This is a genomic window from Paramuribaculum intestinale, assembly GCF_003024925.1.
GTDB lineage: Bacteria > Bacteroidota > Bacteroidia > Bacteroidales > Muribaculaceae > Paramuribaculum > Paramuribaculum intestinale.
Map to the genome: position 1 here is coordinate 1 of NZ_PUED01000005.1, position 25087 is coordinate 25087.

At 56.9% G+C, this 25087-nt stretch carries 17 protein-coding genes and 6 tRNA genes; 21 read left to right on the top strand and 2 right to left on the bottom strand.

Annotation, left to right across the window (positions count from 1 at the left end; all coding sequences use genetic code 11):
* Window positions 1–105 precede the first annotated feature (105 nt).
* The 7 genes from rpsT to C5O24_RS01030 all read left to right on the top strand — a co-directional run bounded on the left by rpsT (window position 106) and on the right by C5O24_RS01030 (window position 9015).
* Entirely contained in the window at window positions 106–363 is a 258-nt protein-coding gene (rpsT, locus tag C5O24_RS01000; RefSeq protein WP_107035076.1) for a 30S ribosomal protein S20, read from the top strand.
* A 63-nt stretch (window positions 364–426) separates the two neighbouring features.
* A tRNA-Glu gene (locus C5O24_RS01005) sits at window positions 427–498 on the top strand.
* A 321-nt stretch (window positions 499–819) separates the two neighbouring features.
* On the top strand, window positions 820–3597 hold the full coding sequence (gene leuS, locus C5O24_RS01010) for a leucine--tRNA ligase (protein ID WP_107035008.1): 2778 nt from the start codon (window positions 820–822) through the stop codon (window positions 3595–3597).
* Complete coding sequence (gene rdgB / locus C5O24_RS01015) at window positions 3594–4175, top strand: RdgB/HAM1 family non-canonical purine NTP pyrophosphatase (protein ID WP_107035009.1); 582 nt, start codon at window positions 3594–3596, stop codon at window positions 4173–4175. Before leuS ends, rdgB begins: the two co-directional genes overlap by 4 nt.
* Window positions 4175–6589 (top strand): type IX secretion system anionic LPS delivery protein PorZ, encoded by a 2415-nt coding sequence (gene porZ, locus C5O24_RS01020; protein ID WP_107035010.1) that lies wholly within the window; start codon window positions 4175–4177, stop codon window positions 6587–6589. The genes rdgB and porZ overlap by 1 nt, the downstream gene beginning before the upstream one ends.
* Before the next feature lie 156 nt (window positions 6590–6745).
* Entirely contained in the window at window positions 6746–7270 is a 525-nt protein-coding gene (locus C5O24_RS01025; RefSeq protein ID WP_107035011.1) for a hypothetical protein, read from the top strand.
* A 71-nt stretch (window positions 7271–7341) separates the two neighbouring features.
* Window positions 7342–9015: a nucleoside kinase gene (locus C5O24_RS01030; protein WP_107035012.1), complete on the top strand. Its 1674-nt coding sequence runs from the start codon at window positions 7342–7344 to the stop codon at window positions 9013–9015.
* Between the two features lie 13 nt (window positions 9016–9028).
* Here C5O24_RS01030 and C5O24_RS01035 read toward each other — a convergent pair whose 3' ends face one another.
* Both C5O24_RS01035 and C5O24_RS01040 read right to left on the bottom strand, forming a co-directional pair.
* On the bottom strand, window positions 9029–9571 hold the full coding sequence (locus C5O24_RS01035; RefSeq protein ID WP_107035013.1) for a gamma carbonic anhydrase family protein: 543 nt from the start codon (window positions 9569–9571) through the stop codon (window positions 9029–9031).
* 53 nt (window positions 9572–9624) lie between these two features.
* Window positions 9625–11388, bottom strand: a complete 1764-nt coding sequence (locus C5O24_RS01040) for an aminopeptidase P family protein (protein ID WP_107035014.1) — start codon at window positions 11386–11388, stop codon at window positions 9625–9627.
* A 258-nt stretch (window positions 11389–11646) separates the two neighbouring features.
* On the opposite strand from C5O24_RS01040, the gene C5O24_RS01045 reads away from it, so the two are divergent.
* From C5O24_RS01045 to rpoC, 14 genes are all read left to right on the top strand, one after another.
* A tRNA-Thr gene (locus tag C5O24_RS01045) sits at window positions 11647–11720 on the top strand.
* Window positions 11721–11818: 98 nt separating this feature from the next.
* Window positions 11819–11901, top strand: a tRNA-Tyr gene (locus C5O24_RS01050).
* Window positions 11902–11962: 61 nt separating this feature from the next.
* Window positions 11963–12038, top strand: a tRNA-Gly gene (locus C5O24_RS01055).
* Between the two features lie 10 nt (window positions 12039–12048).
* Window positions 12049–12123, top strand: a tRNA-Thr gene (locus C5O24_RS01060).
* Window positions 12124–12217: 94 nt separating this feature from the next.
* The gene (tuf, locus tag C5O24_RS01065; protein ID WP_107035015.1) at window positions 12218–13402 is read left to right on the top strand and encodes an elongation factor Tu; all 1185 of its coding nucleotides are present in this window, start codon (window positions 12218–12220) and stop codon (window positions 13400–13402) included.
* Between the two features lie 94 nt (window positions 13403–13496).
* Window positions 13497–13572: transfer RNA gene (locus C5O24_RS01070), tRNA-Trp, on the top strand.
* Between the two features lie 11 nt (window positions 13573–13583).
* On the top strand, window positions 13584–13784 hold the full coding sequence (gene secE, locus C5O24_RS01075; RefSeq protein WP_107035016.1) for a preprotein translocase subunit SecE: 201 nt from the start codon (window positions 13584–13586) through the stop codon (window positions 13782–13784).
* A 23-nt stretch (window positions 13785–13807) separates the two neighbouring features.
* Window positions 13808–14392 (top strand): transcription termination/antitermination protein NusG, encoded by a 585-nt coding sequence (gene nusG / locus C5O24_RS01080; protein ID WP_107035017.1) that lies wholly within the window; start codon window positions 13808–13810, stop codon window positions 14390–14392.
* A gap of 102 nt (window positions 14393–14494) precedes the next feature.
* A complete protein-coding gene (gene rplK / locus C5O24_RS01085) occupies window positions 14495–14938 on the top strand; it encodes a 50S ribosomal protein L11 (RefSeq protein WP_107035018.1) in 444 nt (147 codons plus the stop codon).
* Between the two features lie 19 nt (window positions 14939–14957).
* On the top strand, window positions 14958–15653 hold the full coding sequence (rplA, locus tag C5O24_RS01090) for a 50S ribosomal protein L1 (RefSeq protein ID WP_107035019.1): 696 nt from the start codon (window positions 14958–14960) through the stop codon (window positions 15651–15653).
* A gap of 21 nt (window positions 15654–15674) precedes the next feature.
* Window positions 15675–16199 carry a 50S ribosomal protein L10 gene (rplJ, locus tag C5O24_RS01095; RefSeq protein WP_107035020.1) on the top strand — a complete coding sequence of 175 codons (525 nt, stop codon included), beginning with the start codon at window positions 15675–15677 and terminating at the stop codon, window positions 16197–16199.
* 48 nt (window positions 16200–16247) lie between these two features.
* A complete protein-coding gene (gene rplL / locus C5O24_RS01100; RefSeq protein ID WP_107035021.1) occupies window positions 16248–16622 on the top strand; it encodes a 50S ribosomal protein L7/L12 in 375 nt (124 codons plus the stop codon).
* 222 nt (window positions 16623–16844) lie between these two features.
* Complete coding sequence (gene rpoB, locus C5O24_RS01105; protein ID WP_107681342.1) at window positions 16845–20657, top strand: DNA-directed RNA polymerase subunit beta; 3813 nt, start codon at window positions 16845–16847, stop codon at window positions 20655–20657.
* 37 nt (window positions 20658–20694) lie between these two features.
* A complete protein-coding gene (gene rpoC, locus C5O24_RS01110; protein WP_107681343.1) occupies window positions 20695–24999 on the top strand; it encodes a DNA-directed RNA polymerase subunit beta' in 4305 nt (1434 codons plus the stop codon).
* The last annotated feature ends 88 nt before the right edge of the window (window positions 25000–25087 follow it).

The following is a 25087-nucleotide window of genomic DNA, read 5'->3' on the forward strand; positions in this document are numbered from 1 at the left end:
CATTCGTCTATCGGTTAGGACGCAAGATTTTCATTCTTGAAAGAGGAGTTCGATTCTCCTATGGGCTACTCAATAAAAATTCACGACAATTTTGACATAACAGAAATGGCAAATCACAAATCATCGCTGAAGAGAATCCGTCAGACCGAGTCGCGCCGTCTGCGCAACCGCTACTACGCCAAGACTGCACGCAACGCCGTGCGTCGCCTGCGCGCCATGACCGACAAGGCCGAGGCTCAGGCCGCTTTCGTGGGTATCACCAAGATGCTCGACAAGCTGGCTGCCAAGAACACGATCTCCAAGAATAAGGCATCAAACCTCAAGAGCAAGCTCGCCCTCCACATCAATAAGCTGGGCGCTTGATCGCTGAGGATAGCTGACGGCGGAGCGCAGGCTTCTGTGCTGCGATCCGGGTCAAATCCGACCGGCCCATTCGTCTATCGGTTAGGACGCAAGATTTTCATTCTTGAAAGAGGAGTTCGATTCTCCTATGGGCTACACAATTTTCCCCCTTAATTGTTTCTGGACTGATGCGCCGTGAGGTGCGTCATTCCTTTTTTTGTTTTTTGGGGTTAAGAATATGTTTGATTTTGACATATGGCTGTGTGTCCGGCGGGCGTGTGGCTGTCGGTGGCGGCGATGGATGCGGTGATGTCGTTGATGGTCTTTTTTTTTGGCGAGTCGGCGCGCTAAATTTGACCACTTACCGACTTTTGATTAACTTTGTAGGCCTGCAATACAGACTGCGGGCGGCGCGCCTGCGTGACCATGATGTCGCAGGCTGTCAAGTATATCCGAAATTTACACATTTATCCTACAATGGAATACAATCATAAGGAAATAGAGAAGCGGTGGCAGGCCTACTGGAAAGAACAAGGCACTTATCGCACAAGAGAGGACGGCTCGCGCAAGAAGTTTTATGTGCTCGATATGTTTCCGTATCCTTCGGGAGCGGGATTGCACGTGGGTCATCCGCTCGGCTATATAGCTTCCGACATATATTCGCGCTACAAGCGTCTGCAGGGCTTCAATGTGCTGCATCCGATGGGCTACGACGCCTATGGTCTGCCCGCGGAGCAGTATGCCATACAGACCGGTCAGCATCCGGAAGTGACCACAGTCAACAATATCGAGCGCTATCGCAGTCAGCTCGACAAGATAGGTTTCAGCTATGACTGGGACCGCGAGGTGCGTACCTGCTCGCCCGACTACTACAAGTGGACGCAGTGGGCGTTCATACGCATGTTTAACTCCTACTACGACACGGCTCTCGACAAGGCGATGCCCGTGGCGCGGCTTGAAGAGCATTTTGCCAAGCATGGCACGGAGGGCGTGAGGGCCGCATGCGGCGAGGAACTGACTTTCACGGCCGATGAATGGAACGCCATGGACGAGAAGCAACGTTCGGAGACGCTGATGAACTACCGCATAGCTTATCTTGGAAATACGATGGTCAACTGGTGTCCGAAGCTCGGCACTGTCCTGGCCAATGACGAGGTGAGCGAGGGTGTGTCGATACGCGGCGGCTATCCCGTGGAGCAGAAACTGATGTATCAGTGGTGTCTGAGGGTGTCGGCCTACGCGCAGCGTCTGCTTGACGGACTCGACAAGCTCGACTGGACCGACTCGCTGAAGGAAACACAGCGCAACTGGATAGGCCGTTCGGAGGGTGCGGAGATGAAGTTTTCCATCGACGGACGCGACGACGGTCTGGCGCTTGAGATATTCACAACGAGAGCCGACACGGTGTTCGGGGTTACGTTTATGGTGCTGGCGCCGGAGAGCGACTATGTGGCCATGGTGACCACTCCCGAGCAGAAGGAGGCTGTCGACAGCTATATCGACAGCATCCGCCACAAGACCGAGCGTGAGCGTATGATCGACAAGAAGGTGAGCGGCGTGTTTACGGGCGCTTATGCGGTCAATCCCCTTACGGGCAAACGCATCCCGGTGTGGGTGAGCGACTATGTGCTTGCCGGCTACGGCACCGGCGCCATCATGGCTGTGCCTGCCCACGACAGCCGCGACTATGCTTTCGCGCGTCATTTCGATCTGCCGGTAGTGCCGCTGATCGAGGGTGCCGACGTCAGCGAGCAGAGTTTCGACGCCAAGAGCGGCCGCATGATCAATTCGGCCGGAGCCGATCTCGATCTCAACGGCATGGAGGTGAAGGATGCCATAAAGGCCACCAAGGACTATATATCGCGCAAGGGCATAGGCAAGGTGAAGATAAACTACCGTCTGCGCGACGCCATATTCTCGCGTCAGCGCTACTGGGGCGAGCCGTTCCCGGTGTACTACAAAGACGGTGTGCCCCACATGCTGGCCGACGAGTGTCTGCCGCTCGAATTGCCCGAGGTCGACAAGTTCCTCCCCACCGAGAGCGGCGAGCCGCCGCTGGGACGCGCCCTCAACTGGGCCACCCCCGAGGGTTATCCGTTTGAGCTGTGCACGATGCCCGGATTTGCCGGATCGTCGGCCTACTACCTGCGGTATATGGATCCCCACAATGACACGGCTCTCGTGGGACGCGAGGCCAATGAATACTGGCGCAGCGTCGATCTTTATATCGGCGGCACCGAGCATGCCACCGGCCATCTGATATACAGCCGTTTCTGGAATAAGTTTCTGTATGATCTGGGATTCGTGTGTGAGGACGAGCCTTTCAGGAAGCTCGTCAACCAGGGCATGATACAGGGGCGCAGCAACTTCGTTTACCGCATAAAGGACACCAACCGCTTTGTCAGCGCGGGGCTGAAGGATCGTTACGATGTCACTCCGATACATGTCGATGTCAACATAGTCAGCAACGATATTCTTGATCTCGACCGTTTCCGCGCATGGCGTCCGGAATTTGCCGACGCCGAATTCGAGCTGGAGGATGGCCGCTACGTGTGCGGCTACGCGGTGGAGAAGATGTCGAAGTCGATGTTCAATGTGGTGAATCCCGACGACGTGGTCGACCGCTACGGCGCCGACACCCTTCGACTCTATGAAATGTTCCTCGGCCCGCTCGAGCAGAGCAAGCCATGGGATACCAACGGCATCGACGGTGTCAACCGCTTCATCCGCAAGCTCTGGAATCTCTTCTACAAGGGCGACGAGCTGCTGCTGACCGACGGCGAGCCTACGGCCGACGAGCTGAAGTCGATCCACAAACTGATCAAGAAGGTGACCTCCGATATCGAGGCATTCTCCTATAATACTTCGATAGCCGCTTTCATGATATGTGTCAACGAGCTTACGCAGCTCAAGTGCCACAACCGCCAGGTGCTCTCGCAGCTTGTGGTGATCCTGGCGCCTTTCGCGCCTCACGTGAGCGAGGAGCTGTGGCACGCGCTTGGCAATGACACGACGGTGTGCGATGCACAGTGGCCGTCGTTCAACGAGGAGTATCTCCGCGAGGATACGGTCAACTATGCGGTGTCGTTCAACGGCAAGGCCCGCTATAATATCACCGTAGCTGCCGACATGGATCCGAAGGATGTGGAGGCGGCCGCGCTCGGCCATGAGAATGCCGCCCGCTGGATCGACGGCAAGCAGGTGGTGAAGGTGATCGTGGTGCCCCGTAAGATAGTCAATGTGGTGGTGAAATGAGGCGCAGGATTGTATTTGCGACAAACAACGCCCACAAGCTCGATGAAATAAGGGCTATAGCCGGTGACAGACTCGAGGTGCTGTCGCTGGCCGACATAGGCTGTCATGACGACATACCCGAGAACGAGCCTACGATAGAGGGGAATGCCATTGCTAAAGCCCGCTGGGTGCGCGACCGCTACGGCTACGACTGTTTCGCCGATGACACCGGTCTGATGGTCGATGCTCTCGGCGGTGAGCCCGGAGTGCGCTCGGCCCGCTATGCCGGTCCGGGGCATGATTCGGAGGCCAACGTGGCTCTTCTGCTGGAGCGTATGGATGGGGTCGCCGACCGCAGGGCGCATTTCACTACCGTGATAGCGCTGACCGAAGGCGACGAGACCCGGGTGTTCGAGGGTCGTGTCGACGGTGAGATACTGACCGTGCGCGAGGGCGAGGATGGCTTCGGCTATGATCCGGTGTTCCGTCCCGAGGGGTGCGCCGTGTCGTTTGCATCGATGAGCGCAGATGAGAAAAACGCCATAAGCCATCGCGGGCGTGCTACGGCACGGTTGCTTGAATATTTCAATTCGCTCTGATGAGATCGCTGCTGTCGCTCTGTCTGTGGCTGCTCTGCGTGGCTCTGTGCCGGGCCGATATGGTGCCGGGCAGCTGGCGTGTGCGTCCGGTGTGGTCTGGCGCGCCGCAGTCGGTGGTTGAGACTCCGGAGAAGGTCTATTTCATGATAGGCGGCTCTCTGTTTGAACGCGACAAGGAGAGCGAGGAGCTGAAAGCATACACGGTGGCCGAGGGGTGTGGTGCCTACGGCGCGGTGAAGATGGCTTATTCGACATCGGCCAAGATGCTTGCTGTGGCATACGAATCAGGGCATGTGGACCTTATAGACCGCGACGGCACGATTGTTCCGATGCCGGAGATACGCGATGCCGAGGATGTCGACGACCGCACGATAAACGATATGACGGTGGATGGCGATGATTGCTATCTGGCGACGGCGTTCGGTGTGGTGAAGATCAATCTGCGCACCCGCCGGGTGACCGATTCGGGCCGTTATGGTCGCGATGTAGAGCTTGTGACAGTGATGGGCGACTGGCTTGTGGTGAAGAGCGGCGATGATGTGATGGCTGCTCCCAAGGGCGGTCCGCTGCGGCGTTTTGGCGTTTACCGGCCTGTGACACAGCGTGGAGGTGCGGTCGGACTGACCGGCCTCGGCGCGTCGCGTCTGCTGATAGTGATGGATCGAATCGCCGCGCTGGCCGAGGTGGATCCGGAGTCGGGTCTGTATAAAGAGAGAGCCTGGGTGGAAACTGCCGGCGGAGTGATAGTCACGGACGGCTCCGGCACGGCATGGCTTCCCGGCTCGGACGGCCGGATATGGAGCGTGAGTGCCGACGGCCACACGGCCAGTGTGGCTGAGATGCCGGCGGATGCCCTCGGCCGGACGACAGTCGTATCGTCGACCGATCCGGCTTCGAGGCTGTGGGTTCTCTCCGCCGAAGGAATATCGCAGCTGACGGCAGCCGAAGGAGGGTGGCGGACGACAGTGGAACGCTTCATTCCGCAGGGGTGTGTGTTTACCCGCGATGTGTCTATGATAATTCCCGATGCCTCGGGGCAGAGGGTCTATGTGAGCAATCAGGGCGCCTCGAACTACCGTATGTATCCCGCCGACCGCGAGGGTGAGCCTCAGACCACCACATTGATGGAGGATGGCGATGCAGTCAATATCTCGGCTGTCGATGTCATGGCTGTCAATGCCGTTGCCGCGCGTTATCAGAAGAGTGCCGGCCCTGTGGCTCTCTCTCCCGAGAGAATAGCGCAGGATCCCGACGATCCTTCGACATATTATCTGGCTACGGCCAATGACGGAGTGTATCGCATCACCGACCGCCGTCTGACCGGACGCTACGACGGATCGAACGCTCCGCTTGAGGATCACTACGGTTGGCGCGTGTATGATCTGTCGTTTGACAGAAGCGGAAATCTGTGGATGGGATCGACGAGCGAAGGAGGAGATGCCGGCGTGGCCGTACTCCCTGCCGCCAAACGCCGCGGGCCGTCGGAGTCAGTCGGGCGGTCGGACTGGGTGACGTTTGACCTGCAGGGAGCGGTGCTGCACAAGGATGTCAGGGTGTTTCACTGCAGGAAGTCAAATGTGACATTCGTGTTTGACTCACATGGTCCAAGCGGGCTTATGGCGGTGGACCGCGGTGCGACTGACTCGGATCTGACCGATGACAGACTGGTGAGATTGACAGAGCTTGTGGATCAGGACGGTGTGGTATTCACGACGGATTACTTCACGTCCATAGCCGAGGACCGCAACGGAAGCGTGTGGATCGGCGCCGAGGGCGGGGTGATCGTGATAGACAATCCTTCCGGGGTGTTTGATCCGGGCATGAGGGTGCGCAGGCTGAAGGTGTCGCACGACGACGGCACCGGTCTGGCCGACTATTTCCTTGAAAGCGACATGGTGACCGACATATCGGTGGACGGCGGCAACCGCAAGTGGGTGGCCACGGGCTCGTCGGGGCTATATCTGCTGTCGGCCGACGGCTCTGAAGCTGTGGAGCATATTACCGCTGACCGCTGCCCGCTGCTTGATGACAACGAGGTGAAGGCCGTGTATGCCTCTGCGGTCGACAACACAGTGCTGATAGGCACCCGCAACGGATTGCTCGAATATGGCGGCACTGCCTCGGCTCCGGCCGAGAGCTACTCGGCGGTGAAGGTGTATCCCAATCCGGTGACTCCCGAAACGAGCGGTGATGTGACTGTGTCGGGACTGACCGAAGGCTCGCTTGTGAAGATCTCCGACGCGTCGGGTCGTGTGGTGTGGCAGGGTCGAGCCGAGGGCGGAATGCTCCGGTGGCCTGTGGAAAACTCCGCCGGAAGGCGCGTGGCCTCGGGTGTGTATTATGTGCTCGCTTCAAGCGGGCGTGATGTAACTCCCGCGCGCGGAGCTGTGGCGCGGATACTGGTGGTGAACTAACGGCCGTCCGGCGCGGTTAGAATCAATAGGCGGCGATGCCGTAAGATAACGGAACTCCGTCACAATCGGTTGAAACGTCCGGAAGTGCAGATGGTAAAACGAAATTCTTTCAGCAGGTCACGACAGTCCCTGCCAAACAATATAAACCGAAGAGATATGGAAAAACTGAGTTATACGAACGAAGACGACAAGTGCTACGGCGCCACCGGCATGGCCATAGGCATAGTGGTGTTTGACGGCGAGGACAAACTGGCCGGCGTGGGACTTGATGCCGATCCGGGCGATATGATGGAGATGCACAGCAGTTTTTATTTTTCAGGAAATCCCGGGCTCTCGGCCAAGTCGGCATGGGCGGAGATGCGTGAGAATTTCAGTCTTTCGGTGGCTATGATGATAAGCAATGTCATGTGCCGCCGCATGGTGCTCGACCGTACACTTGTGGCGCCGGAGGTGCGTCAGGGACTTCAGGACACTGTCGTGGAGGAGGGGCGTGATGCATGTTCGCTCGAGGAGGATGAGGTGAGGCGCATATTCGACAAGGAATATACGTATCTCTTCAGGGTTTTCAATCATCAGGGCGTGCACCGCGTGGCGCATGAGTTTGCCGACGCGCTCAAACGCCGGCGTCATCTTTCGCGTCTGGAGGTGCTGGAGGAACTTAGGGCTCTTTCGTCGCTGTGATGGAGGAGGTGACTTTCAAGTCTCGGGGATAATTCATGTTTTGACAATGGCCGCGGAGGGCTTAAACAGATATGAGCGACAGACTTAAGATATATTGTGTCAACATCAAGGAATATGTCGATATAGAGGGTGGCGAAACGCTGCTCGACGTGTATGGACGCATAGCGGGTCGTGTGGGCTTCACGCCGATATGCGCGAGGGTCAACTATAAGACCGAGGATCTGAGTTTCCCGGTATATGCTCCCAAGATGGTGGAGTATCTGCCTGTGGAGAGCGATTCGGGACACCGCACTTACATAAGATCTCTGTGCATGATGCTCTACAAGGCTGTCAACGACTGTCTGCCTGGTGCGCGGCTTCAGATAGTGCATTCGCTTGCGCGGGGCTATAACTGCCGTGTGACTGGCGGGGATGTGACTCTCGACGAGCGGACGGTGGAGCGTCTGAAGTCGTATATGAAAGATCTTGTGGGGCGCGACATCAGGTTTGAGCGTAAGGAGCGTCTGACGTCGGACGTCGCAGAGATTTTCCGCCGTCAGGGGATGGATGACAAGGTGCGCCTGCTTCAGACGCTTCATGACCTGTATACGGTGTATTACCGTCTGGACGGTCTGTGCGATTCGTACTACGGGCAGCTTGCTCCGTCGACCGGTATGCTCGGAGTGTTTGATCTGCAGCTTTACAAAGACGGGTTGCTGCTGCTCGGCCCTGATCCGGCCAATCCGTCGGAACCGCGCCGTCCGGTGAGTCAGGAGAAAATGTACAAAGCGTTCACCGATTACCTGCGCTTCAACTCCATCGTTGGCGTCAGCAACTGCGGCGAACTTAACGAAGCTGTGGCCAACGACCGGACGGCGATGCTGATCAATGTCAGCGAGGCGCTCCATAACAACCGCATAGCCACTCTGGCCGACGAGATATCGCGACGCTTCAACGAGGGGGGAGCCAGGATAGTGTTGATAGCGGGGCCTTCTTCGAGCGGCAAGACGACGTTCACGAAGCGTCTGGCCATACAGCTGATGACTTGTCTGCTGCAGCCGCAGATGATATCGCTCGACGATTATTTCGTGGATCGCGAGCATACGCCCCGCGACGAGTCGGGCGACTATGACTATGAGTCGATCTATGCGTTGGATATCAAACAGTTCAATGCTGATCTAAACCGTCTGCTTGCCGGCGAAGAGGTGGAGCTTCCGTATTATAACTTCTCGACCGGGATGCGTGAGTACCGCGGCAACAGGATAAAGCTTGGCGACCGCTCGATATTGCTCATAGAGGGTATTCATGGTCTGAACCCCGAACTCACGGCGAGTGTGGATCCGTCGATGAGATACCGCATATACGTGTCGGCGCTGACCACGATAGCCATCGATGACCACAACTGGGTGCCTACTACCGACAACCGTCTGCTGCGGCGGATCATCCGCGATCACAAATATCGGGGTGCTACGGCGGTGGACACCATCAGACGGTGGCCGAGCGTGAGGCGTGGCGAAGAGCGCTGGATATTCCCGTTTCAGGAGAATGCCGACGCGATGTTCAATTCGTCGCTGCTGTTTGAGCTTGGCGTGATCAAGGAGGAGGCCGACGGTGTGCTTGCCGGAGTGCCCCGCGACATACCGGAGTATGCCGAGGCTTTGCGGCTGAGGAGATTCCTGAGCTATTTTGCTCCGATCGGCAAGGAGTATGTGCCGTCGACGTCGCTGATACGCGAGTTCATAGGCGGCTCTTCGTTCACTTACTGAGGATCGCGTCCGCTCACTGAGGATCCGTGGCGTTGTCGGGATCGGTGTACCAGCGCGAGTACATCAGATAGTTGCGAGCTATCTTGATGTTGAGTTCGCGCGCCTGATCGGGGTCGACCATCTTGATGAATTTGGCGGGTGCTCCGCCCCAGAGCTCGTTGGGGCCGATCTGTGTGCGCGAGAGCACTACCGATCCGGCGGCTACGAGCGCCCCTTCGCCGACCACGGCGTCGTCCATCACCACGGCTCCCATGCCTATGAGCGCGAAGGGACGGATGTGGCATCCGTGAAGAGTGACGTTGTGTCCGATCGACACATCTTCGCCGATCTCTATGGTGGATTTCTGATAGAGTGTGTGGAGGACGGTGCCGTCCTGTATGTTGACGCGGTCGGCGATGCGAATGGAGTTGACATCGCCGCGTATGACGGTGTTGAACCATATCGAGCAGTCGCGTCCGATGACGACGTCGCCGATGATCGATGCGTTGGGTGCGACGAATGTTCCTTCGCCGATGCGGGGTGTGAATCCCCTGACAGGGATTATGGTTGCAGACATGTTTTGTCGATGTTTGGTGGGTTATACATGGGTGTGCGGTGCGGATCGTTGGGTCACAGTGGCATTGTGCGTTCGGTCAGCCATGCGTTTTCTTCAGGCGAGAGCAGCGGCGACAGCTCGCGTCGTACCTTGTCATGGTATTCGTTGACCCATTGGATCTCCTGGGGTGTCATGATAGAGAGGTCGAACAGCTTGCGGTCGAAGGGGAACAGTGTGAGCGTCTCAAATTTCAGGAAGCGGCCGAACTCGGTGGTCCTGGCCGGCACGGTCAGCACGAGGTTTTCGCAACGGATTCCATATTCTCCCTCGCGGTAGAGTCCCGGCTCGTCGGAGGTGATCATTCCCGGACGGAGCGGTGTGGGATTTTCGTTGAGGCGTATGCTCTGCGGTCCCTCGTGGACGTTGAGGAAGTGTCCGACGCCGTGTCCGGTGCCATGCAGGTAGGAGAGTCCGTGCTGCCATAGGAACTGGCGGGCAAGCGCGTCGAGCTGTGCTCCGCGTGTTCCTTCGGGATATACGGCTGCCGCGAGTGCGATATGTCCTTTCATGACGAGGGTGAAGTCGGTGCGCTGACGTTCGGTGGGTTGTCCGAGCGCTACGGTGCGTGTTATGTCGGTGGTGCCGTCGAGATAGTTGGCTCCTGAGTCGATGAGCAGCAGATTGTCGGTGCGGATGCGGGCGTCGGTGTCTGGTGTGGCCGAATAGTGGACTATCGCTCCGTGGGGGCCGTATCCTGCGATGGTGTCGAAACTCTGGTCGAAATAGAGCGGTTGCTGCGAACGGTAATGTGTGAGCAGGTCGGCAATGCCCATCTCGGTGAGGGGCCGCTGTGCGGCGACGTCGGCCTCGATATGCATGAATGCCTTGACGAGGGCGGCTCCGTCGCGGCGCATGGCCTGGCGGATGCCTTCGATCTGAGTTTCGTTTTTGCATCCTTTGAGGATGGCGACAGGCGAGTCGTGGCGCACTGTGCGGTTTTTGCCGAGTGCGCAGGCGACATCGCCGGCGGTCTGCGAGGGGCTGACGAGCACGCGCGCCGTGTCGGGGAGGGCGGCGAGGAACGGCAGTGTCCGGTCGTAGGGCTGCGTGGCTATTCCGCAACTGTCGAGGTGGGCGATGACTTCAGGTGTGAGCTTTCGGGGGTCGACAAACAGCGTGGAGTCTGTTTCGGAGAGGTAGAGGAAGGATATCGCCACGGGGTTTGACTCGACGTCGCGCGAGCGGATGTTGAGGGTCCATGCTATCTCGGCGAGATCGGAGATGAATATTGCGTTGGCTCCGCAGCGGAATGTTTCGGCGAGTATGGCAGCGATTTTCGACGAAGGCTCTTCTCCGGCGTATTTCACGTCGTGGACGAAGATCGGCGCATCGGGGAGGGCAGGGCGGCCGGTCCAAAGCTCGCCGGCCGCGTCGAAATCTGTGTCGAGTTTGATTCCGGCCTCACCGAGCCGGCTGCGGAGCGCCTCGGTGGCGTCGATGGAGAAGAGCATTCCGTGGATTCCGACGGTCTGTCCGTCGGTGAGCCTGGAGCATATCCATTCGGTGATGGCGGGCACTTCGGGCTTGCCTTCTTCCATGACTGCGATGCCGGTGCCGGAGAGCTGTGCGGCGGCCTGCAGCCAGTAGCGGGAGTCGGCCCATACGTAGGCTTCTGTCGGTGTGACTACGAGCGCTCCGGCCGATCCGGTGAATCCTGAGAGCCATCGTCGCACTTGCCAGTGGTCGGCTATGTATTCGCTCTGGTGTGGGTCGGTCTGGGGGAATATTGCTGCGTCGATGCCTTTGGATCGCATCAGGTCGCGGAGTTGCTTGATCATGGCTGTAGTGTTGTTTTTGATTAGTATGGGCGGTCATGCCCGCGCATGGTTGAGATGCAAATGTAGCGATTATTTCTGTGGCAGACAACAGATGAAGCTGGTAAGTGGTAGAAATATGTCTGACAATCAGGTGAAAATGCTGTTTTAGGATAAATTTTTGCAAAAAAAATGCCGGGATGTTTGGAGATATGGAAAATGGGTTGTAATTTTGCATCGCTTTTGAGCCGAATGCGCTAATGCGTCAGCAGCTCAATCCTTGCCTCTTTAGCTCAGTTGGCCAGAGCACGTGATTTGTAATCTCGGGGTCGTTGGTTCGAATCCGACAAGAGGCTCTTCTGAAAGACAGCGGGACGCCCGCGGCGGGGAAGGAGTTCTCCGTGATCCGGTGTTAAAACGTCGGACGGGTTGCAAAAGTTTGTTTTGAATTCAAGGGCGAATACCAGAGTGGCCAAATGGGGCAGACTGTAAATCTGCTGGTTTTTACCTTCGGTGGTTCGAATCCATCTTCGCCCACACCGGTCGGCCGGTTTTTGAGCAGCGGTTGCGCTGTCGAGATCCGGGGTGGCTGCAGAATGCGGAAGTAGCTCAGTTGATAGAGCATCAGCCTTCCAAGCTGAGGGTCGCGAGTTTGAGCCTCGTCTTCCGCTCCATTTTTGAAATGCCAATGTAGCTCAGGGGTAGAGCACTTCCTTGGTAAGGAAGAGGTCGCGGGTTCAAATCCCGCCATCGGCTCCAGAAAGACTCAGACGCTGCCCCGATGGTGCATCCACCGTCGCGGCGTTTGTGGCTAAAAGAGATAACAAACTAACAAAGAAAATAAAGCAGAGTTATGGCTAAAGAAAAATTCGAAAGAACGAAGCCGCATGTAAACATCGGCACGATCGGCCACGTGGACCACGGTAAGACCACGCTGACCGCCGCTATCACCACTGTACTGGCCAAGAACGGTCTTTCGGAGGTGAAGTCGTTCGACCAGATCGACAACGCTCCCGAGGAGAAGGAGCGCGGTATCACCATCAACACTTCGCACGTAGAGTATGAGACAGCCAACCGTCACTACGCTCACGTTGACTGCCCGGGACACGCTGACTATGTGAAGAACATGGTTACCGGTGCCGCTCAGATGGACGGCGCTATCATCGTGGTTGCCGCTACCGACGGCCCGATGCCCCAGACTCGCGAGCACATCCTTCTCGCCCGCCAGGTGAACGTTCCCCGTATCGTTGTGTTCCTGAACAAGTGCGATATGGTTGACGACGAAGAGATGTTCGAACTCGTGGAGATGGAGATGCGCGATCTGCTTTCTTCGTATGAATATGACGGTGACAACACCCCCATCATCCGTGGTTCGGCTCTCGGCGCTCTCAATGGCGAACCCCAGTGGGAGGCCAAGGTGATGGAGCTGATGGAAGCTGTCGACAACTGGATTCCCCTGCCTCCGCGTGACGTGGACAAACCCTTCCTGATGCCTGTCGAGGACGTGTTCTCGATCACCGGTCGTGGTACTGTTGCCACAGGCCGTATCGAAACCGGTATCGTGAAGGTTGGTGACGAGGTTCAGATCATGGGTCTGGGCGCTGACATGAAGTCGGTAGTCACCGGTGTGGAGATGTTCCGCAAGCTTCTCGATCAGGGCGAGGCCGGCGACAACGTAGGTCTGCTTCTCCGCGGTATCGACAAGAAGGATATCAAGCGTGGTATGGTAATCTGCCACCCGGGTGTCGTTAAGCCCCACAGCAAGTTCAAAGCTTCTGTATATATCCTGAAGAAGGAAGAGGGCGGTCGTCACACTCCGTTCCACAACCACTATCGTCCGCAGTTCTACATCCGCACACTCGACGTGACCGGTGAGATCACTCTTCCGGAGGGCGTAGAGATGGTGATGCCCGGCGACCACGTTGAGATCATCGTTGATCTCATCAACCCGGTAGCCTGCGACCAGGGTCTGCGTTTCGCCATCCGTGAGGGCGGCCGCACCGTAGGTTCGGGTCAGATCACCGAGATCCTCGACTAATATCCGGATTGTATCCAGATAAGATAAAAATCATAAAAGCGGCAGGCCGTCTACGAGGCCATGCTGAAGCAGAGCGCCTGCCGCTTTTACCTATACAGGACTAGCTCAGTCGGTAGAGCACCGGTCTCCAAAACCGGGTGTCGGGAGTTCGAGCCTCTCGTCCTGTGCCAAAAGAAAAATAATGAAAAAACTGAAACTACTTACGGATATCGAGGAGTCGTATACCGAGTTGCGGTATAAGACTTCTTGGCCGACCAAAGGTCAGCTGATCAAAAGCGCGATTATAGTAATGATTGCTTCCATCATAATCGCTTTTATAATCTGGTGCATGGATCAGGTGGTCGATAATCTGATGCATTTCATCTACAGTCTGGGTAAGTAAAAACAACATCTAACAAGGAGTCAATGGCTGAATCGAAGTCAAAGTCCGACGTTGCGAAGCGTCCTGTGCGAGCATGGTATGTGCTTCGTGCGATATCGGGCAAAGAAGCGAAAGTCAAGGAGGTGCTTGACGCGGCAATACGCAACACCGACCTTGGCAAATACGTTTTTCAGGTGCTGATTCCCACGGAGAAGGTTCTTACCGTGCGCAACGGCAAAAAGGTGATCAAGGAGAAAAACCTTTATGCCGGCTATGTGTTTGTAGAGGCAATCCTTGTGGGTGAGGTCATCCATGAGCTTCGCAATACGACCAACGTGATCGACTTCCTTAGCGTGAAGGATCGCGGAACGAACGTTCCGGAGCCTCTTCGCCAGAGCGAGGTGACGCGTATGCTGGGCACGCTCGACCAGATGGTGGACGAGACGGCCGACGGCGCTAACGATTATATCGTAGGCGAGTCGGTAAAGGTCAATTTCGGACCGTTCACCGGTTTTACCGGGGAGATCGAAGAGGTGGACCGCGAGCGAAAGAAGCTGAAGGTTATGGTCAAGATATTTGGCCGCAAGACTCCTTTGGAGCTGGAGAATTCGCAAGTAGAACGCGTGTGATCCTGCCGGGCCGGAAGATGCTGTTACGGGCATGTGTTCCGGTTTGTCTGTGATAAGTCACGCAAACCAAAAATCACCAATATCTAAAATTTCAGAATCAAAATGGCTAAAGAAATTGCTGGACAGATCAAATTGCAGATAAAGGGTGGAGCAGCCAATCCTTCACCCCCCGTCGGTCCCGCTCTGGGTTCGAAGGGCATAAACATCATGGAGTTTTGCAAGCAATTCAATGCCCGCACCCAGGACAAGGCCGGCAAGGTTCTGCCAGTAGTGATCACGTATTACTCTGACAAGAGCTTTGACTTCATTGTCAAGACGCCTCCGGTAGCGATACAGCTGCTGGAAGCCACCAAGATCAAGAGCGGCTCGGCTCAGCCCAACCGCAACAAGGTGGCTGAGGTGACCTGGGATCAGGTGAAGGCTATCGCAGAAGACAAGATGCCTGATTTGAACTGTTTCACCATTGAATCGGCAATGAAGATGGTTGCCGGCACTGCCAGAAGTATGGGTATCACCGTGAAAGGTGAGCAGCCCTGGAATAACTGATAAAAACTTCAATTGAACAATGAGTAAACTTACAAAAAACCAAAAGTTGGCTTTAGAGAAGATTGAAGCTGGAAAGTCTTATTCGCTGGCTGAGGCAGCCGAGAAGGTCAAGGAGGTGAACTACGCCAAGTTTGATGCTTCTCTGGACATCGACGTGCGTCTGGGTGTTGACCCCCGTAAGGCCAACCAGATGGTGCGCGGCGTTGTCACGCTTCCTCACGGAACCGGCAAGCAGGTGCGCGTACTGGTGCTCTGTTCCGCCGATGCCGAGGCCGGTGCCAAGGCAGCCGGAGCCGACTATGTGGGTCTTGACGAGTATATCGAGAAGATCAAGGGTGGCTGGACTGACATTGATGTGATCATCACTCAGCCTGCCATCATGGGTAAGATCGGTGCTCTGGGACGCATCCTTGGTCCGCGCGGCCTGATGCCCAACCCCAAGAGCGGCACTGTGACCATGGATGTGGCCAAGGCTGTCGAGGAGGTAAAGAAGGGCAAGATCGACTTCAAGGTAGACAAGAACGGTATCGTTCATTCCTCTATAGGCAAGATGAGCTTCACTGCAGAGCAGATGAAAGACAACGCCAAGGAGTTTATCAACACTCTGATCAAGCTGAAGCCCGCTGCCGCCAAAGGCACCTATATCAAGAGCATTTATCTTTCGAGCACGATGAGCCCGGGCATCAAGGTTGATACCAAGGGTCTCGACGACTAACCTCACAAAACAGGAAAGAAAATGAAAAAGGAAGATAAAATCAAGATCATAGAGCAGATAGAGGAGACGATCAAGGCTTATCCGAGCTTCTATCTGGTAGAGACAGCCGGACTCAACGCCGAGCGCACGAGCGAGCTTCGCCGTGCATGCTTCAAGGCGGGTGTGAAACTGATGGTGGTGAAGAACAAGCTTCTCCACAAGGCTCTCGAGAACCTCGAGGGTGACTACTCCGAGCTTTATCCCGCTCTGAAGGAGTCGACCTCTCTGATGTTCACCGAGGTGGCCAACGCTCCCGCCAAGCTTCTTAAAGACTTCGTCAAGAAGGACGATGTTCTTCCGAAGCTCAAGGGCGCATACGTAGAGGAGACTGTCTATATGGGTGCCGACCAGCTCGACACTCTGGCTACCATCAAGAGCAAGAACGAGCTCATCGCCGACGTTGTGGCTCTGCTGCAGTCGCCTGCGAAGAATGTCATCTCGGCCCTCACATCGGGTGGCTCGAAGCTCCATGGCATCCTCGAAACTCTCTCTCACAAAGAAGACTAAACACAACCAACCAATCCAGTAAAAACAAACAATTAAATCATAAACAAAATGGCAGATTTAAAAGCTTTTGCAGAACAACTTGTTAACCTCTCGGTAAAGGAAGTAAACGAACTTGCTCAGATCCTGAAGGAAGAGTACGGTATCGAACCCGCCGCTGCAGCTGTTGCCGTAGCCGCTGGTCCCGCCGCAGCCGGCCCCGCTGCTGAAGAGAAGACTTCGTTCGACGTAGTGCTGAAAAACGCCGGAGCCAACAAGCTCAATGTCGTGAAGGTAGTGAAAGGTGAGACCGGTCTTGGCCTGAAGGAGGCAAAAGAACTCGTAGACGGCGCTCCCAGCACTGTCAAGGAAGGTCTGGCCAAGGCTGAGGCCGAGGCTCTGAAGAAGGCTCTCGAAGAGGCCGGCGCCGAAGTGGAACTTAAATAAAATTGCCTGTCAATCAGGTACTCAGGTTAAGTATCGCCCTGTCGGGCGGATACTTAACCTTTTTGTGTTAATATTTCAGCAGGTATGGGTCGTGCACGGCCCGAATGGAAGATTCAACACATTGGCCGACAGCTGTGTAGTTGTCGGATGATATGGCCGGCTGCAGTCGGTCGGAAACAAGTTATCCTGCCTTATTTGAGTTACGTTAACGTATTTTATTAGATGTCAGTAACAACAAAAAAACCTCGCGTAAACTTCGCTTCGGTGAAGAACCCGTTGCCTTATCCTGACTTTCTGGAGGTGCAGCTGAAGTCGTTCCAGGACTTCCTGCAGCTTGACACTCCTCCCGAGAAGCGCAACAATGAGGGCCTGTACAAGGTCTTCGCGGAAAACTTCCCGATCGCGGACACCCGCAATAACTTCGTGCTCGAATTTCTCGACTACTATATCGACCCTCCCCGCTATACGATTGAGGAGTGTCTGGAGCGTGGTCTGACCTACAGCGTGCCTCTGAAGGCCAAGCTGAAGCTTTATTGTACAGACCCCGATCACGAGGATTTCGATACGGTGATCCAGGATGTGTATCTGGGTCCGATCCCGTATATGACGGAAAAGGGCACTTTTGTGATCAACGGTGCCGAGCGCGTGGTGGTGTCGCAGCTCCATCGTTCGCCGGGCGTATTCTTCGGCCAGAGCACTCATGCCAATGGTACGAAGCTCTACAGCGGCCGTATCATCCCGTTCCGCGGTTCGTGGATCGAGTTTGCGACTGACATCAACAATGTGATGTATGCCTATATCGACCGCAAGAAGAAATTGCCGGTGACTACGCTTCTGCGTGCCATCGGTCTGGAGAGCGATAAGGACATCATCGACATATTCGGTCTGGCCGAGGAGGTGAAGGTGACCAAGAGCGCCCTGCAGGCAGCCAAGGGACGTCGCCTCGCAGCCCGTGTGCTCCGTTCGTGGGTGGAGGATTTCTCCGATCCCGACACCGGTGAGGTGATGACGATGGAGCGCAACGAGGTGGTCGTGGACCGTGAGGAAACGCTTTCTGACGAAAACATAGAGCATATCCTCGAGTCGGGCATCAAGAGCATTCTGCTCCACCGCGAGGATGCCAACACCAACGAGTATTCGATCATACTCAACACCCTGCAGAAGGATCCCACCAACTCCGAGCGCGAGGCCATCCAGTATATCTACCGGCAGCTCCGCAGCGCCGAGGCACCTGACGACGCCAGCGCACGCGAGGTGATCACCAACCTTTTCTTCTCGGAGAAGCGCTATGATCTGGGTGAGGTGGGCCGCTACCGCATCAACAAGAAATTAGGGCTGACGACTCCTATGGACGTGAAAGTGCTCACGAAGGAGGATATCATAGCCATCATAAAATATCTCATCGAGCTGATCAACTCAAAGGCCGACGTGGATGATATCGACCATCTGTCGAACCGCCGCGTGCGTACGGTCGGCGAGCAGCTCTACAATCAGTTCGGCGTGGGTCTGGCCCGTATGGCCCGCACGATCCGCGAGCGCATGAACGTGCGTGACAACGAGGTGTTCACGCCGATCGATCTGATCAACGCCAAGACTATCTCGTCGGTGATCAACACTTTCTTCGGCACGAACGCTCTGTCGCAGTTCATGGACCAGACCAATCCTCTGGCCGAAATGACTCACAAGCGCCGTATGTCGGCTCTCGGTCCCGGCGGTCTGTCGCGTGAGCGCGCCGGCTTCGAGGTGCGCGACGTTCACTATACCCATTATGGCCGTCTGTGTCCGATCGAGACTCCTGAAGGACCCAACATCGGTCTGATCTCCTCGCTCTGCATCTATGCAAAGATCAATGATCTGGGCTTTATCGAGACTCCTTACCGCAAGGTGGAGAACTCTAAGGTGGAGCTCAACAACGACGAGATCGTCTATCTGACGGCCGAAGTGGAGGAGGGCAAGGTGATAGCGCAGGGCAATGCGCCGCTTAACGACGACGGCACTTTTGTGCGCGACCGTGTGAAGGCGCGTCTTGACGCCGACTTCCCCATCGTGCCTCCGACCGAGGTGGAACTGATGGACGTGTCGCCCACACAGATCGCTTCTATCGCTGCCGCTCTTATCCCCTTCCTGGAGCATGACGACGCCAACCGTGCGCTGATGGGATCGAACATGATGCGTCAGGCCGTGCCGCTGCTGCGCAGCGAGAGCCCGATCGTGGGCACCGGCCTGGAGGGTCAGCTGATCCGCGACTCGCGCACGCAGATCATGGCCGAGGGCGAGGGTACGATAGAGTTTGTCGACGCCACTGTGATCCGTATCCGCTACGACCGCACCGAGGAGGAGGAGTACGTGGCATTCGAAAGCGCCGTCAAGGAGTACCATATACCGAAGTTCCGCAAGACCAACCAGAATACCACCATCGACCTTCGTCCGATCTGCGAGAAGGGTCAGCGTGTGAGCAAGGGCATGATCCTCACCGAGGGTTATTCGACCGAAAACGGCGAGCTCGCTCTGGGACGCAACCTCAAGGTGGCATTCATGCCCTGGAAGGGTTATAACTATGAGGACGCCATCGTGCTCAACGAGCGCGTGGTAAAGGAGGATTTACTGACTTCGATCCATGTCGACGAGTTCTCGCTCGAAGTGCGCGAGACAAAGCGCGGTGTGGAGGAACTGACCTCGGATATTCCCAATGTCAGCGAGGATGCCACGAAGGATCTCGACGAGCGCGGTATCATCCGCGTGGGCGCGCATGTCGGCCCGGGCGACATCATGATCGGTAAGATCACACCCAAGGGCGAGAGCGATCCCACTCCCGAGGAGAAGCTGCTCCGCGCCATATTCGGTGAGAAGGCCGGCGATGTGAAGGATGCTTCGCTGAAGGCCACTCCGTCGCTGAAGGGTGTGGTGATCGGCACCAACCTGTTCAGCCGTGCCGCCAAGCAGCGTCGCACCAAGAGCGCCAACGCCCAGCTGCCCAAACTCGACGAAGAGTATGAGAGCAAGCAGACCGAGCTGAAGAATCTGCTTGTGAGCAAGCTCATGAAGCTTACCGACGGCAAGTCCTCGCAGGGTGTGAAGGATTTCCTCGGCTCTGAAATCATAACGAAGGGCGACAAGTTCACAGCTGCCCGTCTGCGCGACATAGACTACGATACGATCAATCTGAGCAAATGGACAGCCGATGCCCACAGCAACGACCTGATCCGCTCTACGATCGTCAACTATCTGCGCAAGTCGAAGGAGATCGACGCTGAGTTGCGCCGCAAGAAATTCGACATCTCGATCGGCGACGAGCTACCTTCGGGCATCATGCAGATGGCCAAGGTGTATGTGGCCAAGAAGCGTAAGATCAGCGTCGGCGACAAGATGGCCGGCCGCCACGGCAACAAGGGTATCGTCAGCCGCATCGTGCGTCAGGAGGATATGCCCTTCCTGGCCGACGGCACTCCGGTCGACATAGTGCTCAACCCTCTGGGTGTGCCTTCGCGAATGAACCTCGGACAGATCTTCGAGACCGTGCTCGGATGGGCAGGCCGCGAGCTGGGCGAGAAGTTTGCCACTCCGATCTTCGACGGCGCCGATCTCGACGACCTCAACGCCTGGACCGACAAGGCAGGCGTGCCGCGCTACGGTAAGAGCTACCTCTACGACGGCGGCACTGGCGAGCGTTTCGACCAGCCGGCCACCGTGGGTGTGATCTACATGCTCAAGCTCGGCCACATGGTCGAGGACAAGATGCATGCGCGCAGCATCGGTCCGTACTCGCTGATCACGCAGCAGCCTCTGGGCGGTAAGGCCCAGTTCGGCGGCCAGCGTTTCGGAGAGATGGAGGTGTGGGCGCTGGAAGCTTTCGGCGCATCGCACATCCTTCAGGAGATACTGACTATAAAGAGCGACGATGTCACCGGCCGTTCGAAGGCCTACGAGGCGATAGTCAAGGGCGATCCTATGCCGCCGGCCGGCATCCCCGAATCGCTCAACGTGCTGCTCCACGAGCTGCGCGGCCTCGGACTGAGCATCAATCTCGAGCAGTAAGCATTAATCCCAACGACTCTCATCCAAAATCAATATAATGGCTTTTAGAAAAGACAACAAGATAAAGACCGTTTTCTCGAAGATATCCATCGGACTCGCTTCGCCCGAGGAGATACTCGAGAAATCGAGCGGCGAGGTGCTGAAACCGGAGACCATCAACTACCGCACCTACAAGCCCGAGCGCGACGGCCTCTTCTGCGAGCGCATTTTCGGTCCGGTGAAGGACTATGAGTGCCATTGCGGCAAGTACAAGCGCATCCGTTACAAGGGCATCGTGTGCGACCGCTGCGGTGTGGAAGTGACCGAGAAGAAAGTGCGCCGCGAGCGCATGGGTCACATCAAGCTGGTGGTGCCGGTGGCTCACATCTGGTATTTCCGCTCTCTGCCCAACAAGATAGGCTATCTGCTTGGTCTGCCCTCGAAGAAACTCGACTCGGTGATCTATTACGAGCGCTACGTGGTGATCCAGCCCGGAGCTGCCGCCGACATCGAGAAGAGCGAGAGCGCCGAGAGCATCAAGAAGCCCGAGCCCCTAAAGCAGCTCGATCTGCTGAGCGAGGAGGAGTATTTCGACATCCTCGACAAGCTCCCGCGCGAGAACCAGATGCTCGACGACAGCGATCCCAACAAGTTCATCGCAAGGATGGGCGCCGAGGCCATCTATGATCTGCTGCAGCGCATCGACCTCGACGCGCTGGCCGACTCGCTCCGCGACCAGGCTCACCGCGAGGGTTCGCAGCAGCGCAAGACCGAGGCTCTCAAGCGCCTCCAGATCGTTGAATCGTTCCGTGCCAGCCGCCACCGCAACAAGCCCGAGTGGATGATACTTCAGGCCGTGCCTGTGATCCCGCCCGAGCTGCGTCCGCTGGTGCCTCTCGACGGCGGCCGTTTCGCCACGTCGGATCTCAACGACCTCTATCGCCGCGTGATCATCCGCAACAACCGTCTGAAGCGCCTGATCGAGATCAAGGCGCCCGAGGTGATACTCCGCAACGAGAAGCGCATGCTTCAGGAGGCAGTCGATTCTCTGCTCGACAACAGCCGCAAGTCGTCGGCCGTCAAGACCGATGCCAACCGTCCGCTCAAGTCGCTTTCCGACAGCCTTAAGGGCAAGCAGGGCCGCTTCCGTCAGAACCTTCTGGGTAAGCGTGTCGACTATTCGGCCCGTTCGGTGATCGTCGTCGGTCCTGAGCTGAAGATGCACGAGTGCGGCATACCCAAGAATATGGCAGCCGAGCTTTACAAGCCTTTCGTGATCCGCAAGCTCATAGAGCGCGGCATCGTAAAGACTGTCAAGAGCGCCAAGAAGATCGTCGACCGCAAGGAGCCGGTCGTATGGGATATCCTCGAATATGTGATGAAGGGTCATCCGGTGCTTCTCAACCGTGCCCCGACACTTCACCGACTCGGTATCCAGGCTTTCCAGCCCAAGATGATCGAGGGCAAGGCCATACAGCTTCATCCGCTGGCATGTACGGCGTTCAACGCCGACTTCGACGGCGACCAGATGGCTGTCCATCTCCCGCTGGGCAACGAGGCCGTTCTTGAGGCTCAGATGCTGATGCTCGGCTCACACAACATCCTCAACCCCGCCAACGGAGCGCCTATCACCGTGCCGTCGCAGGACATGGTGCTCGGTCTGTATTACATCACCAAGCTCCGCAAGGGCGACAAGGGCGAGGGTCTGAAATTCTACGGACCTGAGGAGGCTCAGATAGCCTACAACGAGGGTCGTGTGACGCTCCACGCTCCGGTTTCGGTAGTGGTGGACGACATCGACGAGGAGGGCAATCCGATACAGCATCTTGTGGAGAACACTTCGGTGGGCCGCGTGCTTGTCAACCAGTTTGTGCCCCGCGAGATCGGTTATGTCAACGAGATACTTTCGAAGAAGAGCCTGCGCACTATCATCAGCAAGGTGATCAAGAAGTGCGGTATTCCGCGTTCGGCGCAGTTCCTCGACGATATCAAAAACCTCGGTTACTATATGGCCTTCAGAGGCGGCCTGTCGTTCAACCTCGGTGATGTTATCATCCCGAAGGAGAAGGAGGAGTACGTCAACGAGGGTTACCAGCAGGTGCAGGAGGTGATGAACAACTACTCCATGGGCTTCATCACCAACAATGAGCGCTACAACCAGATCATCGATATATGGACGCATGTCAACGCCCGCCTCGCCGACACTCTGATGAAGCAGATCTCGGCCGACCAGCAGGGCTTCAACCCCGTCTACATGATGCTTGACTCCGGCGCCCGTGGATCGAAGGACCAGATCCGTCAGCTTTCAGGCATGCGTGGCCTTATGGCCAAGCCGCAGAAGAGCGGTGCCGAGGGCGGTCAGATCATCGAGAACCCGATTCTGGCCAACTTCAAGGAGGGTCTGTCGGTGCTGGAGTACTTCATCTCCACCCACGGTGCCCGAAAGGGTCTGGCCGACACGGCTCTGAAGACCGCCGACGCCGGTTATCTGACCCGTCGTCTGGTTGATGTGGCTCACGACGTGATCATCCACGAGGAGGACTGCGGCACTCTCCGCGGCCTCGTATGCACCGAGATCAAGAAAAACGATGAAGTGGTGGTGTCGCTCGGCGAGCGCATCCTCGGCCGTGTTTCGGTCCATGACATCGTGGATCCGAAGACCGGCGAGATCATCGTTGCCGCCGGCGAGGAGATCAACGACGTTGCCGCCGACCGTATCAACGAGTCGCCGATCGAGTCGGTTGAGATCCGCTCGGTGCTCACCTGTGAGTCGAAGAAGGGTGTCTGCGCCAAGTGCTACGGCCGCAATCTCGCTACCAACCGCCTGGTGCAGAAGGGCGAGGCCGTGGGCGTTATCGCCGCACAGTCGATCGGCGAGCCGGGCACACAGCTGACTCTGCGTACGTTCCACGTCGGCGGTGTGGCCAGCAATATCGCTGCCGTGTCGTCGGTGACCTCGCGCTACGAGGGCGTGCTTGAGATTGATGAGCTGCGCACCGTCACCACCGACGAGAAGGATGCCAACGGCCGGCCGGTGGAAGTGGTGATCGGACGTATGGCCGAGATGCGCATCATGGATCCGAACACGAAGATGATGCTCACCAATGCCAACATACCTTACGGTTCGAAGCTTTATTTCGGCAACGGCGACAAGGTGAAGAAGGGCGACGTGATATGCGAATGGGACCCCTTCAACGCCGTTATCGTCAGCGAGGCCGGCGGTGCGGTACGCTACGACAACCTTATCGAGAATGTGACCTACCGCACCGAGAGCGACGAGCAGACCGGTCTGCAGGAGAAGATCATCATCGAGTCGAAGGACCGCACCAAGGTGGCCGAGGCCAAGATCGTCGACGCCAAGGGCGAGATCATCAAGAGCTACTCGCTGCCTGTGGGCGCTCATCTTATGCTCGACGACGGCGCAGAGCTTAAGCCCGGCCAGATATTCGTCAAGATACCCCGCGCCACCGGCAATGCCGGCGACATCACGGGCGGTCTGCCCCGTGTCACCGAGCTGTTCGAGGCCCGCAACCCGTCCAACCCGGCCATCGTGTCCGAGATCGACGGCGAGGTGACCTACGGCAAGATGAAGCGAGGCAACCGCGAGATCATCGTCACATCGCGTCTGGGCGAGGAGAAGAAATACAATGTGCCTCTGTCGAAGCAGCTCCTCGTGCAGGAGAACGACTTCGTGAAGGCCGGCACTCCGCTCTCCGACGGCGCTATCACCCCCTCGGATATCCTCAATATCATGGGCCCGACGGCCGTGCAGGAGTATATCGTCAACGAGGTGCAGGACGTCTACCGTATGCAGGGTGTGAAGATCAACGACAAGCACTTCGAGGTGATCGTGCGCCAGATGATGCGCAAGGTCAACATACTCGATCCGGGCGACACCAACTTCCTGGAGCAGCAGATCGTCGACAAGCGCGCCTTCATGGAGGAGAACGACCGTATCTGGGGCAAGAAGGTAGTGGTGGATCCGGGCGACAGCCTCAATGTGCGCAAAGGTCAGATCATCACCGCCCGCAAGCTCCGCGACGAAAACTCGCCGCTGAAGCAGAAGGACCTCAAGCTCATCGTGGTGCGCGACGCCGTTCCGGCCACTTCGGAGCAGATACTTCAGGGTATCACCCGCGCCGCTCTCCAGACTTCGAGTTTCATATCGGCCGCATCGTTCCAGGAAACCACGAAGGTGCTCAACGAGGCCGCCATCAACGGCAAGGTCGACACTCTCGAGGGCATGAAGGAGAACGTCATCTGCGGTCATCTGATTCCTGCCGGTACCGGCCTCAAGGAGTATGAACGCCTTGTGGTGGCATCGAAGGACGATATCACCGAAACCATCGATGAGATGAAATAAATCGCCTGTGGTGTGCCGGAGCGGATCCTTCGCCGGACCCGCTCCGGCAGCGCCCCTCCGAAGCCCGTGTGACGGACGTTGTTACCGG

What these genes read in the sequence shown, in the direction of transcription:
- rpsT (WP_107035076.1), top strand. Translation starts at nt 106, where the DNA reads ATGGCAAATCACAAATCATCGCTGAAGAGAATCCGTCAGACCGAGTCG.
- leuS (WP_107035008.1), top strand. Translation starts at nt 820, where the DNA reads ATGGAATACAATCATAAGGAAATAGAGAAGCGGTGGCAGGCCTACTGG.
- rdgB (WP_107035009.1), top strand. Translation starts at nt 3,594, where the DNA reads ATGAGGCGCAGGATTGTATTTGCGACAAACAACGCCCACAAGCTCGAT.
- porZ (WP_107035010.1), top strand. Translation starts at nt 4,175, where the DNA reads ATGAGATCGCTGCTGTCGCTCTGTCTGTGGCTGCTCTGCGTGGCTCTG.
- C5O24_RS01025 (WP_107035011.1), top strand. Translation starts at nt 6,746, where the DNA reads ATGGAAAAACTGAGTTATACGAACGAAGACGACAAGTGCTACGGCGCC.
- C5O24_RS01030 (WP_107035012.1), top strand. Translation starts at nt 7,342, where the DNA reads ATGAGCGACAGACTTAAGATATATTGTGTCAACATCAAGGAATATGTC.
- C5O24_RS01035 (WP_107035013.1), bottom strand. Translation starts at nt 9,571, where the DNA reads ATGTCTGCAACCATAATCCCTGTCAGGGGATTCACACCCCGCATCGGC.
- C5O24_RS01040 (WP_107035014.1), bottom strand. Translation starts at nt 11,388, where the DNA reads ATGATCAAGCAACTCCGCGACCTGATGCGATCCAAAGGCATCGACGCA.
- tuf (WP_107035015.1), top strand. Translation starts at nt 12,218, where the DNA reads ATGGCTAAAGAAAAATTCGAAAGAACGAAGCCGCATGTAAACATCGGC.
- secE (WP_107035016.1), top strand. Translation starts at nt 13,584, where the DNA reads ATGAAAAAACTGAAACTACTTACGGATATCGAGGAGTCGTATACCGAG.
- nusG (WP_107035017.1), top strand. Translation starts at nt 13,808, where the DNA reads ATGGCTGAATCGAAGTCAAAGTCCGACGTTGCGAAGCGTCCTGTGCGA.
- rplK (WP_107035018.1), top strand. Translation starts at nt 14,495, where the DNA reads ATGGCTAAAGAAATTGCTGGACAGATCAAATTGCAGATAAAGGGTGGA.
- rplA (WP_107035019.1), top strand. Translation starts at nt 14,958, where the DNA reads ATGAGTAAACTTACAAAAAACCAAAAGTTGGCTTTAGAGAAGATTGAA.
- rplJ (WP_107035020.1), top strand. Translation starts at nt 15,675, where the DNA reads ATGAAAAAGGAAGATAAAATCAAGATCATAGAGCAGATAGAGGAGACG.
- rplL (WP_107035021.1), top strand. Translation starts at nt 16,248, where the DNA reads ATGGCAGATTTAAAAGCTTTTGCAGAACAACTTGTTAACCTCTCGGTA.
- rpoB (WP_107681342.1), top strand. Translation starts at nt 16,845, where the DNA reads ATGTCAGTAACAACAAAAAAACCTCGCGTAAACTTCGCTTCGGTGAAG.
- rpoC (WP_107681343.1), top strand. Translation starts at nt 20,695, where the DNA reads ATGGCTTTTAGAAAAGACAACAAGATAAAGACCGTTTTCTCGAAGATA.